Source organism: Micromonospora sp. WMMC250 (genome assembly GCF_027460215.1).
GTDB lineage: Bacteria > Actinomycetota > Actinomycetes > Mycobacteriales > Micromonosporaceae > Micromonospora > Micromonospora taraxaci.
In genome coordinates this window covers 2,642,708-2,665,253 of record NZ_JAPZBJ010000002.1, presented here as the reverse complement: position 1 = coordinate 2,665,253, position 22,546 = coordinate 2,642,708, and the positions used below count along the sequence as shown (strand labels likewise).

22 protein-coding genes are annotated in these 22,546 nt (G+C 71.7%); 14 read left to right on the top strand and 8 right to left on the bottom strand.

The window, feature by feature from the left end; genetic code table 11:
• Window positions 1-90: 90 nt before the first annotated feature.
• Window positions 91-1,032, bottom strand: a complete 942-nt coding sequence (locus tag O3438_RS11555) for a DUF1775 domain-containing protein (RefSeq protein WP_269679970.1) — start codon at window positions 1,030-1,032, stop codon at window positions 91-93.
• 176 nt (window positions 1,033-1,208) lie between these two features.
• Here O3438_RS11555 and thrS point away from each other — a divergent pair, with 176 nt between their 5' ends.
• Complete coding sequence (gene thrS, locus O3438_RS11550; RefSeq protein ID WP_269679969.1) at window positions 1,209-3,218, top strand: threonine--tRNA ligase; 2,010 nt, start codon at window positions 1,209-1,211, stop codon at window positions 3,216-3,218.
• Window positions 3,219-3,262: 44 nt separating this feature from the next.
• On the opposite strand, the gene O3438_RS11545 is transcribed toward thrS, so the two are convergent.
• Window positions 3,263-3,991 carry a D-Ala-D-Ala carboxypeptidase family metallohydrolase gene (locus O3438_RS11545; RefSeq protein WP_269679968.1) on the bottom strand — a complete coding sequence of 243 codons (729 nt, stop codon included), beginning with the start codon at window positions 3,989-3,991 and terminating at the stop codon, window positions 3,263-3,265.
• 178 nt (window positions 3,992-4,169) lie between these two features.
• On the opposite strand from O3438_RS11545, the gene O3438_RS11540 reads away from it, so the two are divergent.
• On the top strand, window positions 4,170-4,682 hold the full coding sequence (locus O3438_RS11540) for an HIT family protein (protein ID WP_269683622.1): 513 nt from the start codon (window positions 4,170-4,172) through the stop codon (window positions 4,680-4,682).
• Between the two features lie 34 nt (window positions 4,683-4,716).
• On the opposite strand, the gene O3438_RS11535 is transcribed toward O3438_RS11540, so the two are convergent.
• Window positions 4,717-4,878, bottom strand: a complete 162-nt coding sequence (locus O3438_RS11535) for a hypothetical protein (protein WP_269679967.1) — start codon at window positions 4,876-4,878, stop codon at window positions 4,717-4,719.
• A gap of 103 nt (window positions 4,879-4,981) precedes the next feature.
• Between O3438_RS11535 and O3438_RS11530 the strand changes: the two genes are divergently transcribed.
• The gene (locus O3438_RS11530; RefSeq protein WP_269679966.1) at window positions 4,982-6,040 is read left to right on the top strand and encodes an aldo/keto reductase; all 1,059 of its coding nucleotides are present in this window, start codon (window positions 4,982-4,984) and stop codon (window positions 6,038-6,040) included.
• A gap of 427 nt (window positions 6,041-6,467) precedes the next feature.
• On the opposite strand, the gene O3438_RS11525 is transcribed toward O3438_RS11530, so the two are convergent.
• Window positions 6,468-8,624 carry an elongation factor G-like protein EF-G2 gene (locus O3438_RS11525; protein WP_269679965.1) on the bottom strand — a complete coding sequence of 719 codons (2,157 nt, stop codon included), beginning with the start codon at window positions 8,622-8,624 and terminating at the stop codon, window positions 6,468-6,470.
• A 251-nt stretch (window positions 8,625-8,875) separates the two neighbouring features.
• On the opposite strand from O3438_RS11525, the gene pgsA reads away from it, so the two are divergent.
• From pgsA to O3438_RS11490, 7 genes are all read left to right on the top strand, one after another.
• Window positions 8,876-9,505, top strand: a complete 630-nt coding sequence (gene pgsA / locus O3438_RS11520; RefSeq protein ID WP_269679964.1) for a phosphatidylinositol phosphate synthase — start codon at window positions 8,876-8,878, stop codon at window positions 9,503-9,505.
• A 43-nt stretch (window positions 9,506-9,548) separates the two neighbouring features.
• Window positions 9,549-10,481, top strand: a complete 933-nt coding sequence (locus O3438_RS11515) for a phosphatidylinositol mannoside acyltransferase (protein WP_269679963.1) — start codon at window positions 9,549-9,551, stop codon at window positions 10,479-10,481.
• A gap of 114 nt (window positions 10,482-10,595) precedes the next feature.
• Window positions 10,596-11,756 (top strand): glycosyltransferase family 4 protein, encoded by a 1,161-nt coding sequence (locus tag O3438_RS11510; RefSeq protein ID WP_269679962.1) that lies wholly within the window; start codon window positions 10,596-10,598, stop codon window positions 11,754-11,756.
• Window positions 11,757-11,837: 81 nt separating this feature from the next.
• On the top strand, window positions 11,838-12,341 hold the full coding sequence (locus O3438_RS11505) for a hypothetical protein (protein ID WP_269679961.1): 504 nt from the start codon (window positions 11,838-11,840) through the stop codon (window positions 12,339-12,341).
• Window positions 12,342-12,475: 134 nt separating this feature from the next.
• Window positions 12,476-13,393, top strand: a complete 918-nt coding sequence (gene pdxS / locus O3438_RS11500; protein WP_145783934.1) for a pyridoxal 5'-phosphate synthase lyase subunit PdxS — start codon at window positions 12,476-12,478, stop codon at window positions 13,391-13,393.
• Between the two features lie 7 nt (window positions 13,394-13,400).
• Complete coding sequence (gene pdxT / locus O3438_RS11495; RefSeq protein ID WP_269679960.1) at window positions 13,401-14,003, top strand: pyridoxal 5'-phosphate synthase glutaminase subunit PdxT; 603 nt, start codon at window positions 13,401-13,403, stop codon at window positions 14,001-14,003.
• Between the two features lie 259 nt (window positions 14,004-14,262).
• Window positions 14,263-15,015: a YebC/PmpR family DNA-binding transcriptional regulator gene (locus tag O3438_RS11490; protein ID WP_145783932.1), complete on the top strand. Its 753-nt coding sequence runs from the start codon at window positions 14,263-14,265 to the stop codon at window positions 15,013-15,015.
• 320 nt (window positions 15,016-15,335) lie between these two features.
• Here O3438_RS11490 and O3438_RS11485 read toward each other — a convergent pair whose 3' ends face one another.
• Window positions 15,336-15,992 carry a TetR/AcrR family transcriptional regulator gene (locus tag O3438_RS11485; protein WP_269679959.1) on the bottom strand — a complete coding sequence of 219 codons (657 nt, stop codon included), beginning with the start codon at window positions 15,990-15,992 and terminating at the stop codon, window positions 15,336-15,338.
• A gap of 57 nt (window positions 15,993-16,049) precedes the next feature.
• Here O3438_RS11485 and O3438_RS11480 point away from each other — a divergent pair, with 57 nt between their 5' ends.
• The 3 genes from O3438_RS11480 to O3438_RS11470 all read left to right on the top strand — a co-directional run bounded on the left by O3438_RS11480 (window position 16,050) and on the right by O3438_RS11470 (window position 17,955).
• Entirely contained in the window at window positions 16,050-16,880 is an 831-nt protein-coding gene (locus O3438_RS11480) for an SDR family NAD(P)-dependent oxidoreductase (protein WP_269679958.1), read from the top strand.
• Between the two features lie 58 nt (window positions 16,881-16,938).
• The gene (locus O3438_RS11475) at window positions 16,939-17,262 is read left to right on the top strand and encodes a nuclear transport factor 2 family protein (protein ID WP_269679957.1); all 324 of its coding nucleotides are present in this window, start codon (window positions 16,939-16,941) and stop codon (window positions 17,260-17,262) included.
• Window positions 17,263-17,328: 66 nt separating this feature from the next.
• Complete coding sequence (locus tag O3438_RS11470; protein ID WP_269679956.1) at window positions 17,329-17,955, top strand: DUF402 domain-containing protein; 627 nt, start codon at window positions 17,329-17,331, stop codon at window positions 17,953-17,955.
• 12 nt (window positions 17,956-17,967) lie between these two features.
• On the opposite strand, the gene O3438_RS11465 is transcribed toward O3438_RS11470, so the two are convergent.
• Window positions 17,968-19,029 (bottom strand): helix-turn-helix domain-containing protein, encoded by a 1,062-nt coding sequence (locus O3438_RS11465; RefSeq protein ID WP_269679955.1) that lies wholly within the window; start codon window positions 19,027-19,029, stop codon window positions 17,968-17,970.
• Between the two features lie 250 nt (window positions 19,030-19,279).
• On the opposite strand from O3438_RS11465, the gene O3438_RS11460 reads away from it, so the two are divergent.
• Window positions 19,280-20,347, top strand: coding sequence for a peptidoglycan-binding protein (locus tag O3438_RS11460; RefSeq protein WP_269679954.1), 1,068 nt, complete (start codon window positions 19,280-19,282; stop codon window positions 20,345-20,347).
• Between the two features lie 175 nt (window positions 20,348-20,522).
• On the opposite strand, the gene O3438_RS11455 is transcribed toward O3438_RS11460, so the two are convergent.
• Together O3438_RS11455 and O3438_RS11450 are read right to left on the bottom strand one after the other, a co-directional pair.
• On the bottom strand, window positions 20,523-21,584 hold the full coding sequence (locus O3438_RS11455) for an ABC transporter permease (RefSeq protein ID WP_269679953.1): 1,062 nt from the start codon (window positions 21,582-21,584) through the stop codon (window positions 20,523-20,525).
• Entirely contained in the window at window positions 21,581-22,474 is an 894-nt protein-coding gene (locus O3438_RS11450) for an ABC transporter ATP-binding protein (RefSeq protein ID WP_269679952.1), read from the bottom strand. The genes O3438_RS11455 and O3438_RS11450 overlap by 4 nt, the downstream gene beginning before the upstream one ends.
• Between the last annotated feature and the right edge of the window lie 72 nt (window positions 22,475-22,546).

The following is a 22,546-nucleotide window of genomic DNA, read 5'->3' as shown; positions in this document are numbered from 1 at the left end:
AGGGGCGTCCTGGGCGTGGTCACCTCGGGTTTCCGGAAGTCGGGCCGTCCCCGCGAACGGGATGCCGCGGTTTCCGGAAACCCGAGTCGATCAACGAGAAGCGGGCACCGGTTCGGCCGGGGCTGCGGCTTCGGTCGGCGTCGCGCCTGCGGTCGGGGCTGCGGCTTCGGCCGGCGTCTCGGGTTCGTCGGAGCGGCGGCCGGTCACTTCGGCGAGGGTCGGGGGCTGGTCCGCCTTCCCGGTCGCCTCGGCGAGCGTCAGGGGCTCGGCCGGGCCGCGTCGGCGCCACCGGCTGACCAGCCAGCCGATCGCCGCACCGCCACCGAGCCCGGCGAGCAGGCCAGCGGCCAGCATCCCGTCGGCGCTGCCTGACTTCTCGTCGGCACCGCCGGCACGAGCGGCCGGGTCGTCGTCGGCGGCGGTGCCCGGACCGGCCGGCGCGCCGGGGGCCGGTGCGCCGTGGCCTCCGCCGTGTGCGGCCGGTCCGGCAGCGCCCGGGGCCGCCGGCAGCAGGGTCAGCACCGGGGCGCGGTGCGCGCCCGTCGCGTCCGCCCACCGGACCACGGTGCCGTCGGCGTACGTCTGGACGACCTCGAAGGTGAGCCGCTCCGCCTGCGGCATCGGTCCCATGGACAGCGCCAGCCGGGCCGGCCCGGACCCGCTCTCGCCGACCCGGACCCAGGTCACCGCCGTGGTCACAGTGCTCACCCCGGAGGAGTGGATTCCGGCCAGCGGCTTGTCCAGCGTGCGGGAGCTGAGCCGCGGCGCCCACCCGTCCACCGACATCGGGTAGACCTCGGCGATCGGCGCGTCGGCCGGCAACCGGACCTCGATCTGGTTCGTCTTCGTGCCGGCTCGATCCTCCGGCACGGTGAATTCGAGGCGTACGGCGTCGCCCTGCCGGGCCTCGGTCGGGGTGGTCGTCACGTCCGCCGCGGACGCCGCGCTGGGCCAGAACAGCAGCCCGGCGGCGGTCAGCGCGGTCACCGCCGCGATCCGCCGTCGGCGCTCGCCGCCGTGCGTGCTCGCCATCTCGTGCCCCCATCCGTGTTCGTGCGGCCGGCACCGGTTTCCGGCCACACCTGGTAGTTCGGATTCGGGACCCGAAAGGTTCAACGCGAGCCGTCCGGAAGGTGCCGGCGGCGCGACCGATAGCATCGGCAGGAGCCGAGGATCGGCACCGTTTCGTACCGCTTGGAGGAGTCACCGTGTCCGCACCCCGTACCCCCGCCGTGGCCGACCCCGTCGTCGTCGCCGCCGGGACGACGGCGGCCGACGCGGTGGCCGCGGCCGGACTGCCCGCGAACGGCCCCAAGGCGATCGTCGTGGTCCGCGACCCGCAGGGTCAGCTGCGCGACCTGGACTGGTCGCCGGCCGAGGAAACCGTCGTCGAGCCGGTCAGCCTGGACTCGCCGGACGGGCTCAACGTGCTGCGCCACTCCACCGCGCACGTCCTCGCCCAGGCCGTGCAGGACGTCTTCCCCGAGGCCAAGCTGGGCATCGGCCCGCCGATCGAGAACGGCTTCTACTACGACTTCGACGTCGACAAGCCGTTCCAGCCCGATGACCTCAGCAAGCTCGAGAAGCGCATGCAGGAGATCATCAAGTCCGGGCAGCGGTTCCGCCGCCGTCGCTTCGGCAGCCTGGACGAGGCGCGCGCCGAGCTGGCCGACGAGCCGTTCAAGCTGGAGTTGATCGAGGTCAAGGGCGAGGGCCTGGACACCGACGAGGTCATGGAGGTGGGCGGCGGCGAGCTGACCATCTACGACAACCTCGACGCCAAGGAGGACAAGGTCTGCTGGTCGGACCTGTGCCGGGGCCCGCACCTGCCGACCACCCGCCTGATCGGTGCGTTCAAGTTGATGCGTTCCGCCGCCGCCTACTGGCGCGGGTCGGAGAAGAACCCCCAACTGCAGCGGGTGTACGGCACCGCGTGGCCGACCCGGGACGAGCTCAAGGCGTACCTCAAGTTGCTGGAGGAGGCCGCCCGGCGCGACCACCGCAAGCTCGGCGCGGACCTCGACCTGTTCAGCTTCCCCGACGAGATCGGCTCCGGCCTGGCGGTCTTCCACCCGAAGGGCGGCATCATCCGCCGGGAGATGGAGCACTACTCGCGGCGGCGGCACGAGGAGGCGGGGTACGAGTTCGTCAACACCCCGCACATCACCAAGGCGCAGCTGTTCCAGACCTCCGGTCACCTGCCGTACTACGCGGACACCATGTTCCCGCCCATGCAGCTGGAGGGCGCGGACTACTACCTCAAGGCGATGAACTGCCCGATGCACAACCTGATCTTCAGGGGGCGCGGGCGGTCGTACCGGGAGCTGCCGCTGCGGATGTTCGAGTTCGGCACCGTCTACCGGTACGAGAAGTCCGGTGTCGTGCACGGCCTGACCCGGGTCCGGGGCCTGACCCAGGACGACTCGCACATCTACTGCACCCGCGAGCAGATGGCCGGCGAGCTGTCCACGCTGCTCAGCTTCGTGCTGGACCTGCTGCGTGACTACGGGCTGGACGACTTCTACCTGGAGCTGTCGACCCGGGACGACTCGCCCAAGTTCATCGGCGCGGACGAGGACTGGGAGGAGGCCACCGAGGCGCTGCGGACCGCCGCCGCGACCTCCGGTCTGGACCTGGTGCCCGACCCGGGCGGCGCGGCGTTCTACGGGCCGAAGATCTCCGTGCAGGCGCGGGACGCGATCGGCCGGACCTGGCAGATGTCCACCATCCAGGTCGACTTCAACCAGCCGGAGCGCTTCGGGTTGGAGTACCAGGCCGCCGACGGCAGCCGCCAGCGGCCCGTCATGATCCACCGGGCGTTGTTCGGGTCGATCGAGCGGTTCTTCGGGGTGCTCACCGAGCACTACGCGGGGGCTTTCCCGGCCTGGCTGGCGCCGGTGCAGGTGGTGGGCATCCCGATCCGTGAGGACCACACCGACTACCTGCACGGCTTCGTCGCGGCGCTGCGTGCCGAGGGGATCCGTGCCCAGGTGGACGCGGGCGACGACCGGATGCAGAAGAAGATCCGCACGGCGCAGCAGCAGAAGATCCCGTTCATGGTGATCGCCGGTGACGACGACGTGGCCGCCGGCACCGTCTCCTTCCGCTACCGTGACGGCTCCCAGCGCAACGGTGTGCCGGTCGCCGAGGCGGTGACCCACGTCCTCGACGTGGTCAGCTCCCGCACCAACATCGGCCCCTCGGCCGCCGCGGAATGACGCCCGGGTGCGTGCCCGGCCGACCGGCCGGGCACGCACCGGGGTCAGATGCCGCAGCTCGGCGCTGACCAGCCGCCGACGGCCGCAACGTGCGTGTGGTCGTTGTGGTCCGGGTAGCCGGGGCCGAGGATCTGCCCGAAGCCGTGGTAGCGGGCCTGCTGGGCCAGCCGGCAGAACGACGGCGACCCGACCAGGTCGACCCCGTCGCCGTAGAGGTGTCGGCTGTTCGACGCGCCACCGACCGCGCTGTTGCAGGCGTAGCTGCGGAAGCTGCTGCTGATCGCTATCGACACGTCACCGAGGGCGTGCCGCATGGCCTGGAGCTTCCACATCGAGACGAGCGCGTTGGCGCGGGCGGTGCTCGCCGAGACCGCACCGCCGGACCAGTCGCTGTTGCACTTGTTCAGCTCGGGGTAGCTGAAGTTGGCCGGTGTGCAGTCGTCGTCCTGGAGGGCGTAGAGCCGGTTGAAGGTCTGCGGGCCGGCGATTCCGTCCGCGGGCAGCCCGTACGCCTGCTGGAAGCGGATCACCGCCGACCGGGTGGCCGGGCCGAACGCGCCGTCGAGGCCGAGCACCGCGCCGTAACCGGGGTAGCCGGCGACGCGGATCTGGAGTTGCCGGACGTCCTCACCGGATGCCCCCTGGGACAGGGTGCGACCCCAGGTGTAGCAGCCGTCCGCCTGGGCGGCGCCGGTGGTGAGGGTGACGCCGGCCACTGTGGTGGCGGCGGTCAGGGCGAGTGCCGCGAGGAGCCGGCCGAGCCGTCGGATCATGTAACCCTCCATCAATGCATGGAAGTTTCTGGATGCATGGAATTTTCATGTTCTCCTGTTGATCCGTCAAGAACTTGCAGGGTGACGTTTTCCCGTCGCGCAGGTGTCGCGGCACACCTGCGGGGCTCCGTAGGATCGACTCGTGACAGGGGCGGAACGGCACACGGACATCGGCGGCATGGCGGACGGCCTGGAGCGGCTCTGGACGCCGCACCGGATGACCTACATCTCCGGCGAGGACCGCCCGGCCGAGGGCTACGAGAAACCGACCGGCTGTCCGTTCTGCCGGGCCCCCCAGCTGCCGCCGGAGGAGAGCCTGGTGGTGGCCCGCGGCGAGCACGTCTTCGTGGTGCTCAACCTCTATCCGTACAATCCAGGGCACCTGCTGGTCTGCCCCTACCGGCACGTCGCCGACTACACGGACCTGGACGTGCCGGAGACCACCGAGCTGGCGTCGTACACCCAGACCGCGATGCGGGTCATCCGCAAGGTGAGCAACGCGCACGGCTTCAACCTGGGCATGAACCAGGGCGGGGTGGCCGGCGCGGGCATCGCCGCGCACCTGCACCAGCACGTGGTGCCCCGCTGGGGCGGCGACGCGAACTTCATGCCGGTGATCGGGCGCACCAAGGTCCTGCCGCAACTGCTGCACGACACCCGCGACCTGCTCGCCCGCGCCTGGCCGTCCTGACCGTCGGCGCCACGCCAGGCCCGCGCCGGTCGGGCTAGTCGGCGCGCAGCAGCGAGGTCAGCTCCGGCCAGTTCTCCACCCGGTGTACGAGCGGCAGTAGCGCTCTGCGTGCGGCGACCTCCGCCGGGCGGGGTCGGAACAGGAATCGGTGCGGCACCGACGTCAGGTAGCCGAGCACCTCCAGCTTGTCGTCCACGAAGTGGGTCAGCCCGAGGCGCTCGGCGATCGGCGGCTCGCACCCACGATTCCGGCCCCGGGATCTGCTACGCCCCGACCCGTGGAGGTGGCACGATCGGCCGATGGCAGTCACGACACGGACGTTGGGACGCAGCGGCATCGAGGTCAGCGCCCTCGGTATGGGGTGCTGGGCGATCGGTGGCCCGTGGGCTGAGGGCACCCAACCGCTGGGCTGGGGCGCCGTCGACGACGACGAGTCGGTGCGGACGGTCCGTCGCGCCCTCGACCTGGGCGTCACCCTCTTCGACACCGCCGACACGTACGGCGCCGGGCACAGCGAGCGGGTGCTCGGCCGGGCGCTCGCCGGCCGCCGGGACGAGGCCGTCATCGCCACCAAGTGGGGTTACACCTTCGACGAGACGAGCCGACAGGCCACCGGTGAGGACGCGTCGCCCGCGTACCTGCGCACCGCCGTGACCGACTCGCTGCGCCGGCTCGGCACCGATCGGATCGACCTCTACCAGCTGCACCTCGCCGACCTGTCGGTGCCGCGCGCGCAGGCGCTCGTCGGCGGCTGCGAGGACCTGGTCGCCGAGGGCCTGATCCGCGCGTACGGGTGGAGCACCGACCGTCCCGACCGGGCCACCGCGTTCGGGCACGGCGCCGCCGGGGCCACCGCCGTGCAGCACACCCTGTCCGTCCTGCGGGACGCCCCGGAACTGCTCGCCGTCTGCGACAAGTACGACCTGGCCAGCGTCAACCGGGGCCCCCTGGGGATGGGGCTGCTCACCGGCAAGTACTCGGCCGGGTCGATCCTGCCCCACGACGACGTACGCGGGTTGACCCCCGGTTGGTTGGAGTGGTTCCGCGGTGGCCGGCCCGCGCCGGAGTGGCTCCGTCGGGTGGGTGCGGTTCGTGCGGCGCTCACCGCCGACGGGCGCACCCTCGCCCAGGGCGCGCTGGGCTGGATCTGGGCCCGCAGCGGTCGCACCATCCCGATCCCCGGCTGCCGTACCGTCGCCCAGGTCGAGGAGAACGCCGCGGCGCTGCACCGGGGCCCGCTGCCGCCGGACCAGTTCGTCGAGGTCGAGCGCCAGTTGGCGGCGTTGCGCGCGGCGGCGCTCCGCGACGCCGACCGCCCCCACTGGCCCCCACCCACCCACCCCACCATCCACCCCTGACCCGAGGCTCTGACCCTGCCGGTCGGGTTTGCGGTGCTGGTCGGCCTGCGCCAGTTGGAAACCCGAGGCGCGGATGGCATCGCGTCGCGGGTCGGGGTTCGTGCCACCCCGGATGTCTGTGTTGGCCGCTGTAGAGCTGCCCCGTTTCTGGGGCGGCGGCTGCGCACTCGGGCGTGGGGTGCGTCGACGCCGTGCTGAGGGCGCATCGTGTCGGCGGCGGTTTGGTCACCCCGCGGCGGACGGACAGCTCCGCCCCATATCTGGGGCAGCTCTACAGCACGTGAACATCTCGGACCCGTCGGGCCCGCCCCCGCCCCCACGCCGTGACCTTGCCGATCATGCCGGGGAGAAACCGGTCGGCCCGCGCCGAGCCGGGCCAGGGCCGAGCTGGTCGGCCAGGGGCCGAGCAGAGGCGGGGAGGGTGGGGTCAGGTGGTGTGTTCTTTGCGGATCTGGTCGGCCAGGTGGGCGGGCATCGGGTCGTGGCGGACGAAGTGACGGCGGAAGGTGCCGGTGCCGGCCGTCATCGAGCGCAGCTCGACGGCGTAGCGCAGCAACTCGGTGGCCGGCACCTCGGCGCGCACGAGGGTGCGGCCGTCGGTGTCGGGGTCGGGCTCGGTGCCGAGCACCCGGCCCCGTCGGCCGGACAGGTCGCCCATCACCGTGCCCACCGAACCGTCAGGCACCCGGATGGTGACCTCGTCGATCGGCTCCAGCAGTGCCGGCCGGCCACGGTCAGCGGCGTCGCGCAGGGCCAGCGCGCCGGCGGTCTGGAAGGCCGCGTCGGAGGAGTCGACGCTGTGCGCCTTGCCGTCGACCAGGGTCACCCGCAGGTCCACCACCGGGTGACCGGCGACCAGGCCACGTTCGAGTTGGGCGCGCACGCCCTTCTCCACCGAGGGGATGTAGTTGTGCGCCACCGCGCCGCCGACGACCCGGTCGACGAACTCGAAGCCGCTGCCCGGGGGCAGGGGTTCGACCTCGATGTCGCAGACCGCGTACTGGCCGTGGCCGCCGGACTGCTTCACGTGCCGGCCGTGCCCCTTCGCCGGCACCGTCAGGGTCTCGCGCAGCGACACCTTCACCGGCTCGGTGTCCAGTTCGACGCCGCCGGCCCGCAGCCGGTCGAGCACCACGTCGGCGTGCGCCTCGCCCATGCACCAGAGGACCAGCTGGTGGGTCTCCGGGTTGCGTTCCAGGCGCAGCGTGGGGTCGCCCGCGACGAGGCGGGCGAGGTTACGGGCCAGGGCGTCCTCGTCGGCGCGGCTGTGGGCGACGATCGCCACCGGCAGCAGCGGTTCCGGCATCTCCCAGGGGGCGATCAGCAGCGGGTCGGTCTTGGCCGAGATGGTGTCGCCGGTCTCCGCGCTGCCTGACTTGGCGATCGCGCAGAGGTCGCCGGCCACACAGAGCGGCACCTCGCGGAGGGTCGCGCCCAGCGGGGTGTAGATGTGCCCGACCCGCTCGTCGGCGTCGTGGTCGGGGTGCCCGCGTTCGGCCATGCCGTGACCGGAGACGTGCACCGTCTGGTCGGGGCGCAGGGTGCCGGAGAAGACCCGGACCAGCGAGACCCGGCCGACGTGGCGGTCGACGGTGGTCTTGACGACCTCGGCCACGAGCGGCCCGGCCGGGTCGCAGCTCAACGGCGGTCGGGGCGAGCCGTCCACGCCGGTCACCGCCGGCAGTTCGTGTTCCAGCGGCGACGGGAACGCGGCGGTCAGCACCTCCAGCAGCACGTCCAGCCCGACGCCGGTCTGGGCGCAGACCGGCACCACCGGGTAGAAGTGACCCCGGGCGACGGCCTTCTCCAGGTCGTCGATGAGCACCTCGTCGCTGATGTCCTCGCCGTCGAGGTAGCGGTCCATCAGGGTCTCGTCCTCGCTCTCGGCGATGATCCCCTCGATCAGCTCGTCGCGGGACTCGTCGATGGCCCGCTGGTGCTCCGGGTCGGGATCGCGGACGTCGGCGGGCAACCCGGCGCTGTAGTCGAAGACCCGACGGGTGATCAGGCCGAGCAGGCCCTCGGTGGACACGCCGTCGTCGCCGAGCATCGGCAGGTAGAGCGGCATCACGTTGTCGCCGAAGAGCCGCTGGCAGAGCGCCACCGTCTCGTCCACGTCGGCGCGGGGCTGGTCCAGTCGGGCGACCGCGACGGCGCGGGGCATGTCGACGGCGGCGCACTCCTCCCACAGCGCGACGGTGGCGGCGTCCATGCCGCCCGCCGCCGAGACCACGAAGAGCGCGGCGTCGGCGGCCCGTAGCCCGGCCCGCAGCTCGCCCACGAAGTCGGCGTACCCGGGGGTGTCCAGGAGGTTGACCTTGATGCCGTTGTGCAGCAGTGGTGCGCAGGACAGGCTGACCGAGCGTTGTTGGCGCACGGCCGCGGGGTCGTGGTCGCCGACAGTGGTGCCGTCGACCACGGAGCCGGCCCGGCCGATCGTCCCGGTCGCCGCGAGCAGGGCCTCGACGAGTGTCGTCTTGCCCGCTCCGGAGTGCCCGACGAGCACCACGTTGCGGACCCGCTCGGGCTCGGTCATGACCGGCGTGCCGCCGGTGGAGCCCTTATCCTGGTTCTTCTGCGCCATCGGGCGCACCTCCCTCAGCCGGTGGTGGGTGGCGACCGCCGCGCGAGGTGGAAGCGGCCCGGGGCGAGAGCGCGGCGATATCCTCCGGTGGTCTGCTGCACAGCGGGAACGGGACGGGTGGATGGGTGAGCTGGCTCACCCCCCGGCTCGATCTCACACCCGTTGCCGGGTAGGCACAAGCCTCTCGCAGGCGCGTCGGCGGGACCGGCCGTATCGGCGGAGCTGGGCGGACCGTTATCGTGGGGACCGCCATGGCGAAGATCTTCCAAGTGTCGGCCCGCGCGGGGATGACCCGCGTCGTCGAGCCGATTGCCCGTGCCCTTCTGCGCGCGGGCGTCACCCCCAATGCCGTCACCGTCGCGGGCACCGTTGGTGTGCTCGTCGGCGCGCTCGGCTTCGGTGCCCGAGGCCATCTGGTCGCGGGCGCGTTGATCGTCACCCTGTTCGCGCTCACCGACCTGCTCGACGGGACGATGGCCCGGATGAGCGGTGGCTCCACCAGGTTCGGCGCGTTCCTCGATTCGAGCATGGACCGGGTCGCCGACAGCGCCGTCTTCGGCGCGGTCGCATACTGGCTGGCCACCCAGGGCAACTACTCCGGGGTGGCCGCCGCGCTGGTCTGCCTGGCCGCCGGGAGCCTGGTCTCCTACGTCAAGGCCCGCGCCGAGGGTCTCGGCATGACCTGCAACGTGGGCATCGCCGAGCGCACCGAGCGGCTGCTGATCGTCGGCGTCGGCGGAATCCTCACCGGCGTCGGTGTCGATCCGGCGCTGGAGATCGCGCTCTGGCTGCTCGCCGCCGTGTCGATCTTCACGGTGGGGCAGCGGATGGCGCACGTCTACCGCCAGGCCCAGCAGCTCCAGCCGGACGGCCAGGCGTGAGCGGCGCGGTGGCGCGGCCCCGGACGACCGGCGGCCGGGCCGCGTGAACCTCACCGAGCTGGGCTACGTCGCCGGCTGGCGGGTGGTCCGCGCGCTACCCCGGCCGCTGGTCGCCACGGCGTTCCGGGCGGGCGCGGACCGCGCCCACCGACGCGGCGGCGGGGGTACGGACCGACTGCGCGCGAACCTGCGCCGGGTGGTCGGCCCGGAGCTGCCCGACGCCGAGCTGGACGATCTCGTCAAGCGAGGGCTGCGCTCCTACGCCCGGTACTGGATGGAGGCGTTCCGGCTGCCGTCGGTGAGCCGGACGCAGATCCTCTCCGGTTTCCGGCTCGACGGTGCCGAGCTGCTCGCCGCCGACGTGGCCGCGGGCCGGGGCGCCGTGGTGGCGTTGCCGCACGGCGGTAACTGGGACGCCGCGGGGGCCTGGGTGGCGGCCACCGGTTGGCCGATCACCACGGTCATGGAGCGGCTCAAGCCGGAGGGCGTCTACGAGCGCTTCATCGCCTTCCGGGAGAGCCTGGGGATGGAGATCCTGCCGACCCACGGCGGGCCGCGTCCGGCGTTCGAGGTGCTGCTGGACCGGTTACGCGCCGGCGCGGTGGTGCCGTTGCTGGCCGACCGGGACCTCTCCGCCCGTGGTGTGGAGGTGGACTTCTTCGGCGGGAAGACCAGGATGCCCGCCGGGCCCGCGCTGCTCGCCCTGCACACCGGCGCGCCGCTCTACGTGGCCTCGATGTGGTACGAACCCGACGCGGCCTGCGCGTCGCTCGCCGGCCCACTGCCGGTGCCGGGGCCCGAGGTGGGGCCTCTGGACGCGCGTGTCCGGTCGCTGACCCAGCTGATCGCCGACCGTCTGGCGGCGGGTATCGCCCGGCATCCGGAAGACTGGCACATGTTGCAGCGGATGTGGCTGGACCAGCGGACGGCGGGGGACGGCGCGGCGCCGCCCTCGTCAGCCTCCGGTCCGGCCTAGGGGGTGGTGGGCACGGTGAGCGTGCGGAACGCGGCGCGGCGCAGCCCTGCGGTCGTGAGCGAGGTGGGCACTGTGGGATGGTGTCCCACGGTCACGGACAGGGGGCGCTGACGCATGCGGATCGGCATCGTGTGCCCGTACTCCTTCGACGTTCCCGGCGGTGTGCAGAACCACGTGATGGACCTCGCCGAGGCGTTGATCGCCCTCGGCCACGAGGTCAGCGTGCTCGCCCCGGCCGACGAGGATTCGCCACTGCCGCCGTACGTGGTGTCCGCCGGCCGTGCCGTGCCGCTGCCGTACAACGGTTCGGTGGCCCGGATCGCGTTCGGCCCGGTCTCGACCGCCCGGGTCCGGCGCTGGATCACCAACGGCGACTTCGACGTGCTGCACGTGCACGAGCCGCTCACGTTGAGCCTGTCGTTGCTGGCCGTGCTCTCCGCGCGGGGCCCGGTGGTGGCCACGTTCCACACCGCGATGACCCGTTCCCGGGTGTTGGCGGCGGCGCAGGGTGTCCTCCAGATCGTGTTGGAACGGATCACCGCCCGGATCGCGGTCAGCGCGTTGGCCCGCAAGGTGCAGGTGGAGCACATGGACGGCGGCGCCGTGGAGATCCCCAACGGGGTGGCGGTGGCCAAGTTCGCCGACGCCGAGCCGTTGCCGGGCTGGCCGGGGGAGTGCGGCCCGGGTACGGGCGGCACGCTGGGGTTCCTGGGCCGGTTTACCGAGGCGCGCAAGGGCTTCCCGGTGCTGCGTGACGCGTTCGTGGCGCTGGCCGCCACCCGGCCCGGGTTGCGGTTGCTCGTCGCCGGCCCCGGCGACCCCGACGACCTGTACGACCAGTTCCCGGCCGATCTGCGTGAGCGCGTCACCTTCCTCGGCCTGGTCACCGAACCGGACAAGGCGCGCATGCTGCGCAGCGTCCACCTCTACGTGGCGCCCAACACCGGTGGCGAGTCGTTCGGCATGATCCTCACCGAGGCACTGGCCGCGGGTACGACTGTCGTCGCCAGCGACCTCGACGCGTTCCGGCGGGTGCTCGACGGTGGGCGCGCGGGTCGGCTCTTTCCCACCGGCGACCCGGTGGGGCTGCGCGACGCGCTGACCGAGCTGTTGGACGACCCCGCCGCGCGGACGACGTTGACCGCCTGCGGGGATCAGGTCGTGGCGAATTTCGACTGGCCGGTGGTTGCCCGCCGTGTTCTGGAGGTATACGCAGCGGCGATCGAGGCAACCGACGGGCGGGTCATCGACCAGGAATGGGTGGGGCTGGGCTGACCGCTGGGACTGACGGTGTCGTGGTAACCGGTCGACAGGCCTGACCGCACCCAATCGGAGCTGAAACGGAGCAGCACTACGATGCCGCACATGTGGTGGGTGGTGGCCGCGAGCGTGGTCGTGGGGCTGGTCGCGGCGTACCTCATCTGGACGGCCGGTCGGGTCGACAGGTTGCAGGGCCGCGCGGAGTTGGCGGCCCGGGCCCTCGACGCCCACCTGCTGCGCCGGGCGGCCGCGGCCGCGGTGCTGGCGGAGCGGCGTTTCGGCGTCGAGCTGTACGCGGCGGCCCGGATCGCCCTGGACGCCGGCCCGGACGAGCGCGAGGCGGCGGAGAACGACCTGACCCGGCAGTTGCGCGCGGTCCAGTTGGATCCGGACGATCCGGACTGCGGGGCGGTCGTCGCGGCCAGTCGCCGCCTGGCGCTGTCCCGGCAGGTGCACACGGATCTGGTCCGGGACGCCCGCTCGGCGCGGAGCCGGCCGCTGGTGCGGTTGTTGCGGATGGGGCGGGGTCGGGAGTGGCCGCGCTACTTCGACATCGACGACCCGACGCTGACGGTGCCCGCGGACGTCCCCGCCACCTGACCGGGGTCGCGCACGGCCGGTGATCAGTGCCACAGGGCAGGCCACCGGGGGTCTGATTGGCTGTCGGTGCGGCGTTGCACCGCACGTAGCATTTCTGCTGCCACCCCCAGAGTCCGTCCAAGGAGCGATGACCCGTGCCCGAAAACACCGCCTCGAACACCGGTACCGCCCCCGTCGTCGGCTCGGCCCGCGTGAAGCGTGGCATGGCCGAGATGCTGAAGGGCGGCGTGATCATGGATGTGGTCAACGCCGAGCAGGCCAAGATCGCTGAGGACGCCGGCGCCGTCGCGGTGATGGCACTGGAGCGGGTGCCCGCCGACATCCGCGCGCAGGGCGGGGTGTCCCGGATGAGTGACCCCGACATGATCGACGGGATCATCGAGGCGGTCTCCATCCCGGTGATGGCCAAGGCCCGCATCGGCCACTTCGTGGAGGCGCAGATCCTCCAGTCGCTCGGCGTGGACTACGTCGACGAGTCCGAGGTGTTGACCCCGGCCGACTACGCGAACCACATCGACAAGTGGGCCTTCACGGTGCCCTTCGTCTGTGGCGCGACCAACCTGGGCGAGGCGCTGCGCCGGATCACCGAGGGCGCGGCCATGATCCGTTCCAAGGGCGAGGCCGGCACCGGTGACGTCTCCAACGCCACCACGCACATGCGGAAGATCCGCCAGGAGATCCGTCGGCTGTCCTCGCTGCCGGCCGACGAGCTGTACGTCGCGGCCAAGGAGCTCCAGGCCCCGTACGAGCTGGTCAAGGAGGTCGCCGAGAGCGGCAAGCTGCCGGTGGTGCTGTTCACCGCCGGTGGGATCGCCACTCCGGCCGACGCCGCGATGATGATGCAGCTCGGTGCGGAGGGTGTGTTCGTCGGCTCGGGCATCTTCAAGGCCGGCAACCCGGCCCAGCGGGCCGCCGCGATCGTGAAGGCCACCACCTTCCACGACGACCCGGACGTGCTGGCGAAGGTCTCCCGTGGCCTCGGCGAGGCCATGGTCGGCATCAACGTCGACGAGATCCCGCAGCCGCACCGCCTGGCCGAGCGGGGCTGGTGACCGACGGATGACCGTACCCGTGATCGGTGTTCTCGCGCTCCAGGGCGACGTCCGCGAGCACGTGGCGGCGCTGGCCGCGGCGGGTGCGGACGCCCGCCCGGTGCGCCGTCCGGCGGAGCTGGACGCGGTCGACGGCCTGGTGATTCCCGGGGGCGAGTCCACCACCATCAGCAAGCTCACCGACATCTTCGAGATGCGCGAGCCGATCGACAAGCGGATCGCCGACGGCATGCCGGTCTACGGTTCCTGCGCCGGCATGATCATGCTGGCCACGGCGGTGCTGGACGGCCGACCCGACCAGCGGGGCTTCGCCGGCATCGACATGACAGTGCGGCGCAACGCGTTCGGTCGGCAGGTCGACTCGTTCGAGGCCCCGGTGGAGATCACCGGGGTGCCGGGGGAGCCGTTCCACGCGGTCTTCATCCGGGCGCCCTGGGTCGAGCGGGTCGGTGCCGGTGTCGAGGTGATCGGCACGGTGACCGGTGGCCCGGCCGCCGACCGGATCGTGGCGGTCCGGCAGGGCAACCTGCTGGCCACCTCGTTCCACCCGGAGTTGACCGGTGACCTGCGGGTGCACGCGTACTTCGTGGATCTGGTGCGGGCCGCCTGAGCGGTCGGGCGGGTCGCCCTCGGACCGGCGGGGCATGTTCTTCGGCCCCGGCTGGTTGTCCAGAGGGTCACCGGCGGCACCCCGGCGGGTGCCGGATGTGACACGCCCGGGTGTGAGCTCGGTAAGATTGCCGCGGTTCGGCAGGGCCGTCGCCCGGCGCGGCATTCCCGCGGAGCCGACCGGCCGCCGGACCGCCCGATGCGGCGCGTCGTCGGTGCGGCAGTCGATGCAGGCGTGGAATGACAGACGGAGGTAGAAGATGTCCGGCCACTCAAAGTGGGCGACGACCAAGCACAAGAAGGCCGTCATCGACGCCAAGCGCGGCAAGATGTTCGCCAAGCTGATCAAGAACGTCGAGGTGGCCGCGCGCACCGGTGGCGGCGACCCCTCCGGTAACCCGACTCTCTTCGACGCGATCCAGAAGGCGAAGAAGAGCTCGGTGCCGAACGACAACATCGACCGCGCCGTCAAGCGCGGCTCCGGCCTGGAGGCCGGCGGCGCCGACTGGCAGACGATCATGTACGAGGGGTACGGCCCGAACGGCGTCGCGATGCTGATCGAGTGCCTCACCGACAACCGCAACCGGGCGGCGACCGAGGTGCGCACCGCGCTGACCCGCAACGGCGGCTCGCTGGCCGACGCCGGCTCGGTGTCGTACATGTTCTCCCGCAAGGGCGTGGTGATCGTGCCCAAGGAGGGCACCAGCGAGGACGACGTGATGATGGCCGTCCTCGACGCCGGCGCCGAGGAGGTCAACGACCTCGGTGAGGCGTACGAGGTGGTGTCCGAGCCGACCGACCTGATCGCGGTCCGCACCGCCCTCCAGGACGCCGGCATCGAGTACGAGTCGGCCGAGTCCTCCCTCATCCCCAGCATGAACATTCCGCTGGACGAGGAGGGCGCGCGCAAGGTCTTCAAGCTGATCGACGTGCTCGAAGACTGCGACGACGTGCAGAACGTCTACGCGAACTTCGACGTCAGCGACGACGTGATGGCGGCCGTCGACGCCTGAGGGCGACAGCCCGCGAACGTGGCGGGCGCAAGAACGTAACGGAGGGGGCCGGTCACCGGCCCCCTCCGTTTTGGTACGACCAACCACCCGCCATGATCCACACCAGGTCGGCGACATCGCGGTATCCGAGCCCGGGGGATACCCCAACGTCGGCGAAACCGAGTCGATCAACCCCACACAGGCGGAAGTCCACCGGTCTGCACGCCGGCAGCCCACAACAGGGCGGACGAGGAATCCGGGGATCAAGGAGAGGCACCCTGAGCCACCGTGCACCTCGCCGGATCGCCGCCTCGGCTCGACCGCCCTTATGAAACAGGCCCTTAGCGGGCCAGGCGGTCCAGCAGTTCGCCGAGCAGCGCGTGTTCGCCAGGGGTCAGGTCGCCCGGGTCGTTGCCGACCAGCGCACGCAACGTCAGTGCGGCGCTGGCGCGCGTCGCGGCGGCGTCGGTGGAGGGCGTGTGCAGGACTCCGGCCAGCGCGGCCTCCCGGACGCGCACGGACAGCCCGAAATCCGGCTCGGGCTGGCTGATCAAGGTGAGCGTGATGCCGACGTTGGCGGCGAGCACCTGTTCGGCGGCGTCGTCAGCGGGCACCTTGAGCAGGCCCTGGGCGGCGGCGCCCGTGAACCGCTCGCGCAACGCGGCATGCGCGGGAGCGGTGACCACGCAGGGCTTTCCCGGCTCGACGCGGCCGTAGAGCAGCCCGTAGAACGACGGGTGCTCCAGCCCGAACCGCACGTGTCTGTCCCAGCCCTCGCGCAGGTCGTTCAGCGGGTCACCAGAACTCTCGACAGCTGTGTACTGGGTGAAGCCGTGGTTGACCACGGCGTCGATCAGGCCCTGCTTGCTGCCGAAGTGGTGGTACAGCGTGGGGGCCTGCACCCCGGCGCGTTCGCACACCGCCCGCGTGGACACCGTGCCGCCAGCCTGCAACAACTCCGCCGCGGCGAGCAGGAGTCGATCCCGTGCGTTCTGCATGTTGCTATGGTAGCTCATATAGCGCTACATTGGCCGCTATAGCGAGAGGGGAAGTCCATGAGGACGTGGTTCATCACGGGTGGAACGCCCGGAGGGTTCGGCCTGGTCTACGCGGAGGCTGCTCTGGAGCAGGGCGATCAGGTGGTGGTGACCTCGCGTCGGCCCGCCGAACTGCGAGAGTGGGCTGAATCGCACGGCGACCGGGTGCTGGTGCTCCAGCTCGACGTCACCGATGCCGACCAGGTGCGTGCGGCGGTCAAGGCGGCCGAGGAGCGGTTCGGCGGGATCGATGTGCTCGTCAACAGCGCGGGTCGTGGCTGGTACGGCTCGATCGAGGGTGCCCCTGACGAGACGATCCGCCGCACGTTCGACCTCAACCTGTTCGCCGTGGTCGAGATGGTGCGCGCGGTCCTGCCCGGTATGCGGGCACGCGGCAACGGCTGGATCGTGAACATGTCGTCGGTGGCGGGCCTCGTCGGCGCACTGGGGTTCGGCTACTACGCGGCGGCGAAGTTCGCTGTCGAAGGACTGTCGGAGACACTGCGCCAGGAAGTCGAGCCGTTCGGTGTGCGCGTGCTCGTCGTAGAGCCGGGAGCGTTCCGCACCAAGGCCTTCACCTACTTCCAGAACGAGGACGTCGACGAGGTCGTCGACGCCTACGTGCCGATGGTCGAGAGCGTCAAGGCGGCGTTCGTGGACCACGACGGCAAACAGGCAGGAGACCCTGTTCGCGGAGTGCAGGCCGTGATCAGCGCGATGAACGCGCCCGTCCCGCCGAAACGAATCGTGCTCGGCAACTCCGGCTACGACGTTGTCGTCGCGATGCACGAGAACGCACTCGCGGAGCTGCGCGCCAACGAGAAGCTCTCCCGAGGAGCGGACTTCTGACGCAGGGCCGTACCAGCACGCGTCCGCGTCCTGGCGATCGAGAAACTGGAGAGCAGCAATGAGCGACATCACTCTGCCCAAGGCCGTCGACACCTTCATCACGGCCACTAACGCGCACGACGCGAACGCGCTGGCCGCGGTCTTCGGCGACGGGGCCACCGTACGCGATGACGGGCAGACCTGGGCCGGCGAGGCCGAGATCCGCGAGTGGATCCAGGGGCACCTGATCACCCCCAAGGTCGTGCTCACGCCGACCTCGTTCGCGGACGACCGGCTGGTCGCCTCCGGGGACGGTGACTTCCCCAGCGGACCTCTGTCCTTCGCCCTCGTGTTTGATATCAAGGACGACCAGGTCACCGACCTCACGATCGAGCCCGTCTGACTCGTGACCGGCCGGGGCTGCCCCAGGGCTGCTCCGGCCTGAGCCCTCGGTGTGGAGAGTGCGGAGGTGACAGTGGTGGCGGACCGGTTCGCGCCCGGTGACACCGTGGTGCGGCGTGAGGTGCTGCGCGGCGAGGTGTGGTTCGCCTGCCCGACGATCTGCGTCGAGGACTCGCCCGACCTGCTCGCGCTCTACCTCCCGCCGGGTGCCGAGTTCGGCTTCCCGACGGCCGGCACCTTCCCGTGCGGGAGGCACCCGTGGGAGACCGCCGGGCACCGGTCCTGGTCGGGCCACGGCAAGTTGATGCTGCAACGCCCCGGTGAGGCGCACTCGATCGACGTGTTCTGGACGGGGCCGGGCCGCGACTTCGCCGGCTGGTACTTCAACCTTCAGGACCCGGTGCGGCGTACCCCGATCGGGGTGGACACCCTGGACCACGAGCTGGACCTGTGGTGGGGTGCGGACGCCGACCGGTACGTCTGGAAGGACGTGGAGTTGTTCGCCCAGCGCCTCGTCGAGGGGCGCTACCCGGGCATGGGTGACGCGATCCAGGCCGAGGGCGATCGGATCGCCGCGCTGCTCGACGCCGGTGAGCGGTGGTGGAACCCGGCGTGGGCGACGTGGCAGCCCGACCCGGCCTGGTCCGTGCCGCCGCTGCCGGTCGGTTGGGACCGGGTGCCCCCGGCCCGCTGAGCGGCCCTCGACTCAGCGGCCCGGCAGTGTGTCGACCAGGAACACCTGGTCCGCGCCGTTGGTGCACGGCTCGGCCAGCGCCTCGGCCGAGACCTCGGTGTCGTCGTCGCGCAGGCCGACGCACAGGTCGCCACCGGCCGGCCGGATGCGGTACGAGGTCGGCGTCGATCCGGTCGACTCGAACCGGAACAGTTGCGACGAGTTGCTCCTGCTGCAGTCCTGCCAGGGTTCCAGCAGGTTGCGTCCCGGGTCCTCGCCCCGAACGGTGAGGCAGCCGGGCCCGTGCGCCGGGTGGTTCCATTTGATGAAGTACAGCCCGTCAGCCACCGGCTCCAGGTAGGTGTCCGGCGGGGTGGCCTCCGTGCACGGACGCTGCACCGCCACCTCGCTCCGGTACTGGCCGGTGCGGTCCCGCCCCTCGGTGACACAGAGTTTCGGGCTGCGAGCGGGCCGGATCTGGCTCAGCCGTGCACTCGGCGCGATCGTCGGGCCGGCGCTGGCATCCGGTGCGGCCGGTGAACCGGAGCTCGCCGAGACGGTCGGCCCGCCCTGCGGCGCCGTTCGCGGCGTGTCGTCGGGTCGCTGGATCCAGACACCGACGCCCAGCGCGGCCAGCAGGGTGCCCACGAGGGGCAGTGCCAGTGGCAGGGGCCGCGCGAACCACCGGGAACGGGCAGCGTCTGCCGCGCTGCCATCGCTGGCTGGGCGGTCGGGCGCCGTGCCGTCAGCGGACGGGTAATCGGGTGCGGTGCGGTGCGCGGACGCCTGGTCGGGTGTGGGCGATTCCGGTGCGTAGGCGCCCACAGCGAGGCGGTGCCGCGCCCGCAGCCACGCCTCGACCTCGTCGCCGGCACCGCAGGCCCGGACGAAGGCGGCCACCACCTCGGGTCGCGGCAGCGTGTTCCGACGGACGACGTCCGCCGCGGTGCTGCGGGCCAGCACGTCACCGGCCGCCGCCGCGCGTTGCTCCAACTGGCGGTACGTGAGCCGCGACCGGTCCTTGAGTTGGCGTAGCAGGTCGACGAACTCGGCCGGGTCGGCCGCCTCGTCCGGTCGTAGTTCCCCCGTGGACATCGCCCGATTGTCCAGACCGTGCAGCCGTGGGGGCAAGCCGGGGTCCAGCGACTGTCCGAGATGGTCGGACAAAACCCGGACAGGTGGCCGTGAGCTGCCCGGACACCGCACGGGGGTGGCCGGGCCATTGTTCCGGCCAACGGCCTTCTCTAGCGTCTTCATCGATGGCCGCGCCGCTGACGGCGTACGGCCCACGGGTTCGGACCGCGACCGGTCCGGACCTGACGACACCAACGAACTGGGGGATTCGATGGATGACGCTGCCCTGGATCTGGCGCCGCAGGCGACCACCGCGGGGGAGTACGTCGCGTTGCTCCGAGACGTCCGTCGGCGCTCCGGCCTGACCTACCGGGAGGTCTCCCGCCGGGCCTCGGCCAGCGGACACTGGCTCCCGGCGAGCACGCTGGCCACGATGCTGGGGCGGAACACCCTGCCCCGGGAACGGACCGTCGTGGCGTTGCTGGCGGCCTGCGGTACGACAGCCGGCGAGGTCGAGCGGTGGTTGACGGTGCGGCGCGACATCGAGGCCCACCTCAGCGAGCGGGACCGTGTGGCGGTTCAGGACACGGAGACCACCCCGCCCGCCGACCCGGCCCCGCCGGCCCCGCCCGCCTCTCCGGCTCCACCGGCGGACCCGGCCCCGCCCGCCGGACCGGTCGCACCGGAGTTGGTGTCACCCGACACGCCCCGGCCGGCGCGTCGACGCCTCCGGCTGGCGGCGGTCGCGGTGCTCGCCGTGCTGACGGTCGGCGCGGCCGGGACGCTGCTAGCGCGCGCCAACCCCACGACGGACGACGCGCCCACCGACGACTGCCCGGTCGTCCTGCGCCAGGGCATGTACGGCCCATGCGTGCAGAGCCTCCAGGAAAGGCTGGTGGCGGGCGGACTGTTCGTGCCGGTGGACGGCTGGTTCGGCCCGGACACCACCAGCCGGCTGATCGCCTTCCAGGCACTGGGTGGCCTGCCGGTCAGCGGCACCGCCGACGGCAGCATGCTCGACGAACTGTCGGGCGACCTGGTGGCGGCCAGGTGGCCGGAGGAGCGGGTCGGGCGGTACGTGCGGAAGGCGTTCCCGGAGGATCCGTTAGCAGCGGAGCAGGTGGCGCGGTGCCTGTCCGGGCTCGACCCGTACCGGGTGGAGATCGCCGCGGACGGGTCACGGCACTGGGGGGTGTTCCAGTTCAGCGACGTGGAGCTGTCCCGCCTCGGCGTCGACCGTCGGACCGCGCTGGACCCGGTGTGGAACGTCCGGGCCGCACGGGACGTGTGGTCGCGTACCACCAGCTTTGAGCAGTGGAACTGCGCCCCGTTGCCGTGATGCAGCGGGTCGAACGTCTTGCGAGCCATGAAGAACCCCCCGGTCGCGGCGATGGCACTCACCCTAGGAGTGTTCGCGCTGTTCACGGCCACCGAACAGCGCACGGACCGGTCCCGTACGGCAGTGGGCGCCGGTGTCCGACCAGGACACCGGCGCCCGCGCGCGCACCGTCGGCTCAGCCGATCGTCTCCCGCTCCCGCCACGCGGTACGCAGGGAGGTCCGCCCGTTGGTACGCAGGAGCGACCCCTCGTACACCCGGGCGCCGGCGACCAGGAACGCGCCGGCGGCGAGGACCAGGACGACCAGCGAGACGAGCGGTTCCCAGCCGGCCGCGTCGCCGGCGAACAGCCGCAGCGGCATGGCGGTGGGCGACGAGAACGGAAGGTAGGACAGCACCCGCATCGCGGTGTCGTTGTCGCTCAGGAAGATCACCGCGAAGAACGGCAGCATGACGGCGAGCTGCACCGGCGTCGACACCGCGGCGATGTCCTCCTGCCGGTTGGCCAGTGCGCCGGCTGCCGCCCACATCGCCGCGAGCAGCACGAAACCGATCACGAAGAACGGCACGAACCAGCCGATCGCCGGGGCGAGCAGGGTGAGCAGTCCGCCGCTGTCGCCCATCTGCAGGCCGATCACCGCCACCACCGCGATCAACGCGATCTGCGCGAACGCGAGGATGGCGCCGGCCACGACCTTCCCGGCCAGCAGGGCCCGGACCGGCACGGCGGCGACCAGGATCTCCACGATCCGGGTCTGCTTCTCCTCGATGACGCTCTGCGCGATCTGCACACCAAACGTCTGCGAGGTGAGGAAGAAGACGAACGCGAAGACGAGGGGCACCAGGAACGCCACCACCGGGTCGACCGCGTCCGGGTCGAGCAGCTGCACGGGCGGCGAGCTGCTCAGCGCCTGGACCACGTCGGTGGGGATCTCGTCCATCGCGAGCACCTTCGGACCGGAGACCACTGCCGCGTCCACGTCACCGTCGCGGACGGCCTGCTCGGCGGCCCGGTCGTCGGCCACCACCCGGACGTCGAGCCCGGCGTCGCGCAGCGGGCCGGCGGCCTCCTGGGTGACGGCCACGCTGTCCGGCCCGCCGGAGAGCAGCGGCGGCAGGATGGTGCCGGCCGCGGCGATCAGCAGGAAGAACAGGGTGCCGAACAGGAACGTACGGTCGCGGAGCTTGACCCGGATCTCGCGTTCGGCGACCAGCCGGGTGGCCTGGGTGACGTTCACTGGGTGACCTCTCGGAAGATCTCGGTGAGCGAGGGGCTGACCGGGCGGAAGGCGCGGACCGGGCCGCGGGCGAGGGCCGCCTGCAACACCTGTTGTTCGTCGGCGCCGGCGGGCAGGTCGAAGACCACCCGCTGGCCGTCCAACTCGACCACTGTCACCCCGGGGTGGTCGCGGACCCATCCGGCGTCGCTCGCCACCACCAGCTCGAAGCGGGGCATCGTGTACGAGTCGCGCAGCTGCTGCCGGCTGCCGGCGGCCCGGATCACCCCGGCTCCGATGATCACCAGGTCGTCGCAGAGGCGCTCCACGACGTCGAGCTGGTGGCTGGAGAAGAGCACCGGCGCTCCGGCCGAGGCCCGTTCCCGCAGCACTGTAACGACGGTGTCGACCGCGAGGGGGTCGAGGCCGGAGAACGGTTCGTCGAGCACCAGCACCTCGGGGTCGTGCACCAGCGCGGCGGCGATCTGGGCGCGTTGCTGGTTGCCCAGCGACAGCGTCTCCAGCAGGTCGTCACCGCGTTCACCGAGCCCGACCCGTTCCAGCAGGGTGTCGGTGGACCGTCGTGCCGCGGCGGCGTCCAGACCGTGCAGCCGGCCCAGGTAGGTCACCTGCTCGCGGGTGGTCATCTTGGGGTAGAGCCCCCGCTCCTCCGGCATGTAGCCGAAGCGTCGACGGTCCTGCCGGGTCAGCTTCGTCCCGCCCCAGCTCACCTCGCCGGCGTCGGGCGAGAGCACACCCAGGATGATCCGCATGGTGGTGGTCTTGCCGGCGCCGTTGGCGCCCACGAAGCCGGTCATCCGCCCGGCGGCCACCTCGAAGGACACGTTGTTGAGCACCTGCCGGTCGCCGAAACTGCGGTCGACACCGTCGAGGCGGAGCGTTCTGGTCACGGATCCACGCTAGATCGAATACGCCTTCCCGCCGTCCGTCCGGCGGCTGAGCGGGCCGTCCGCCTCGCGGCG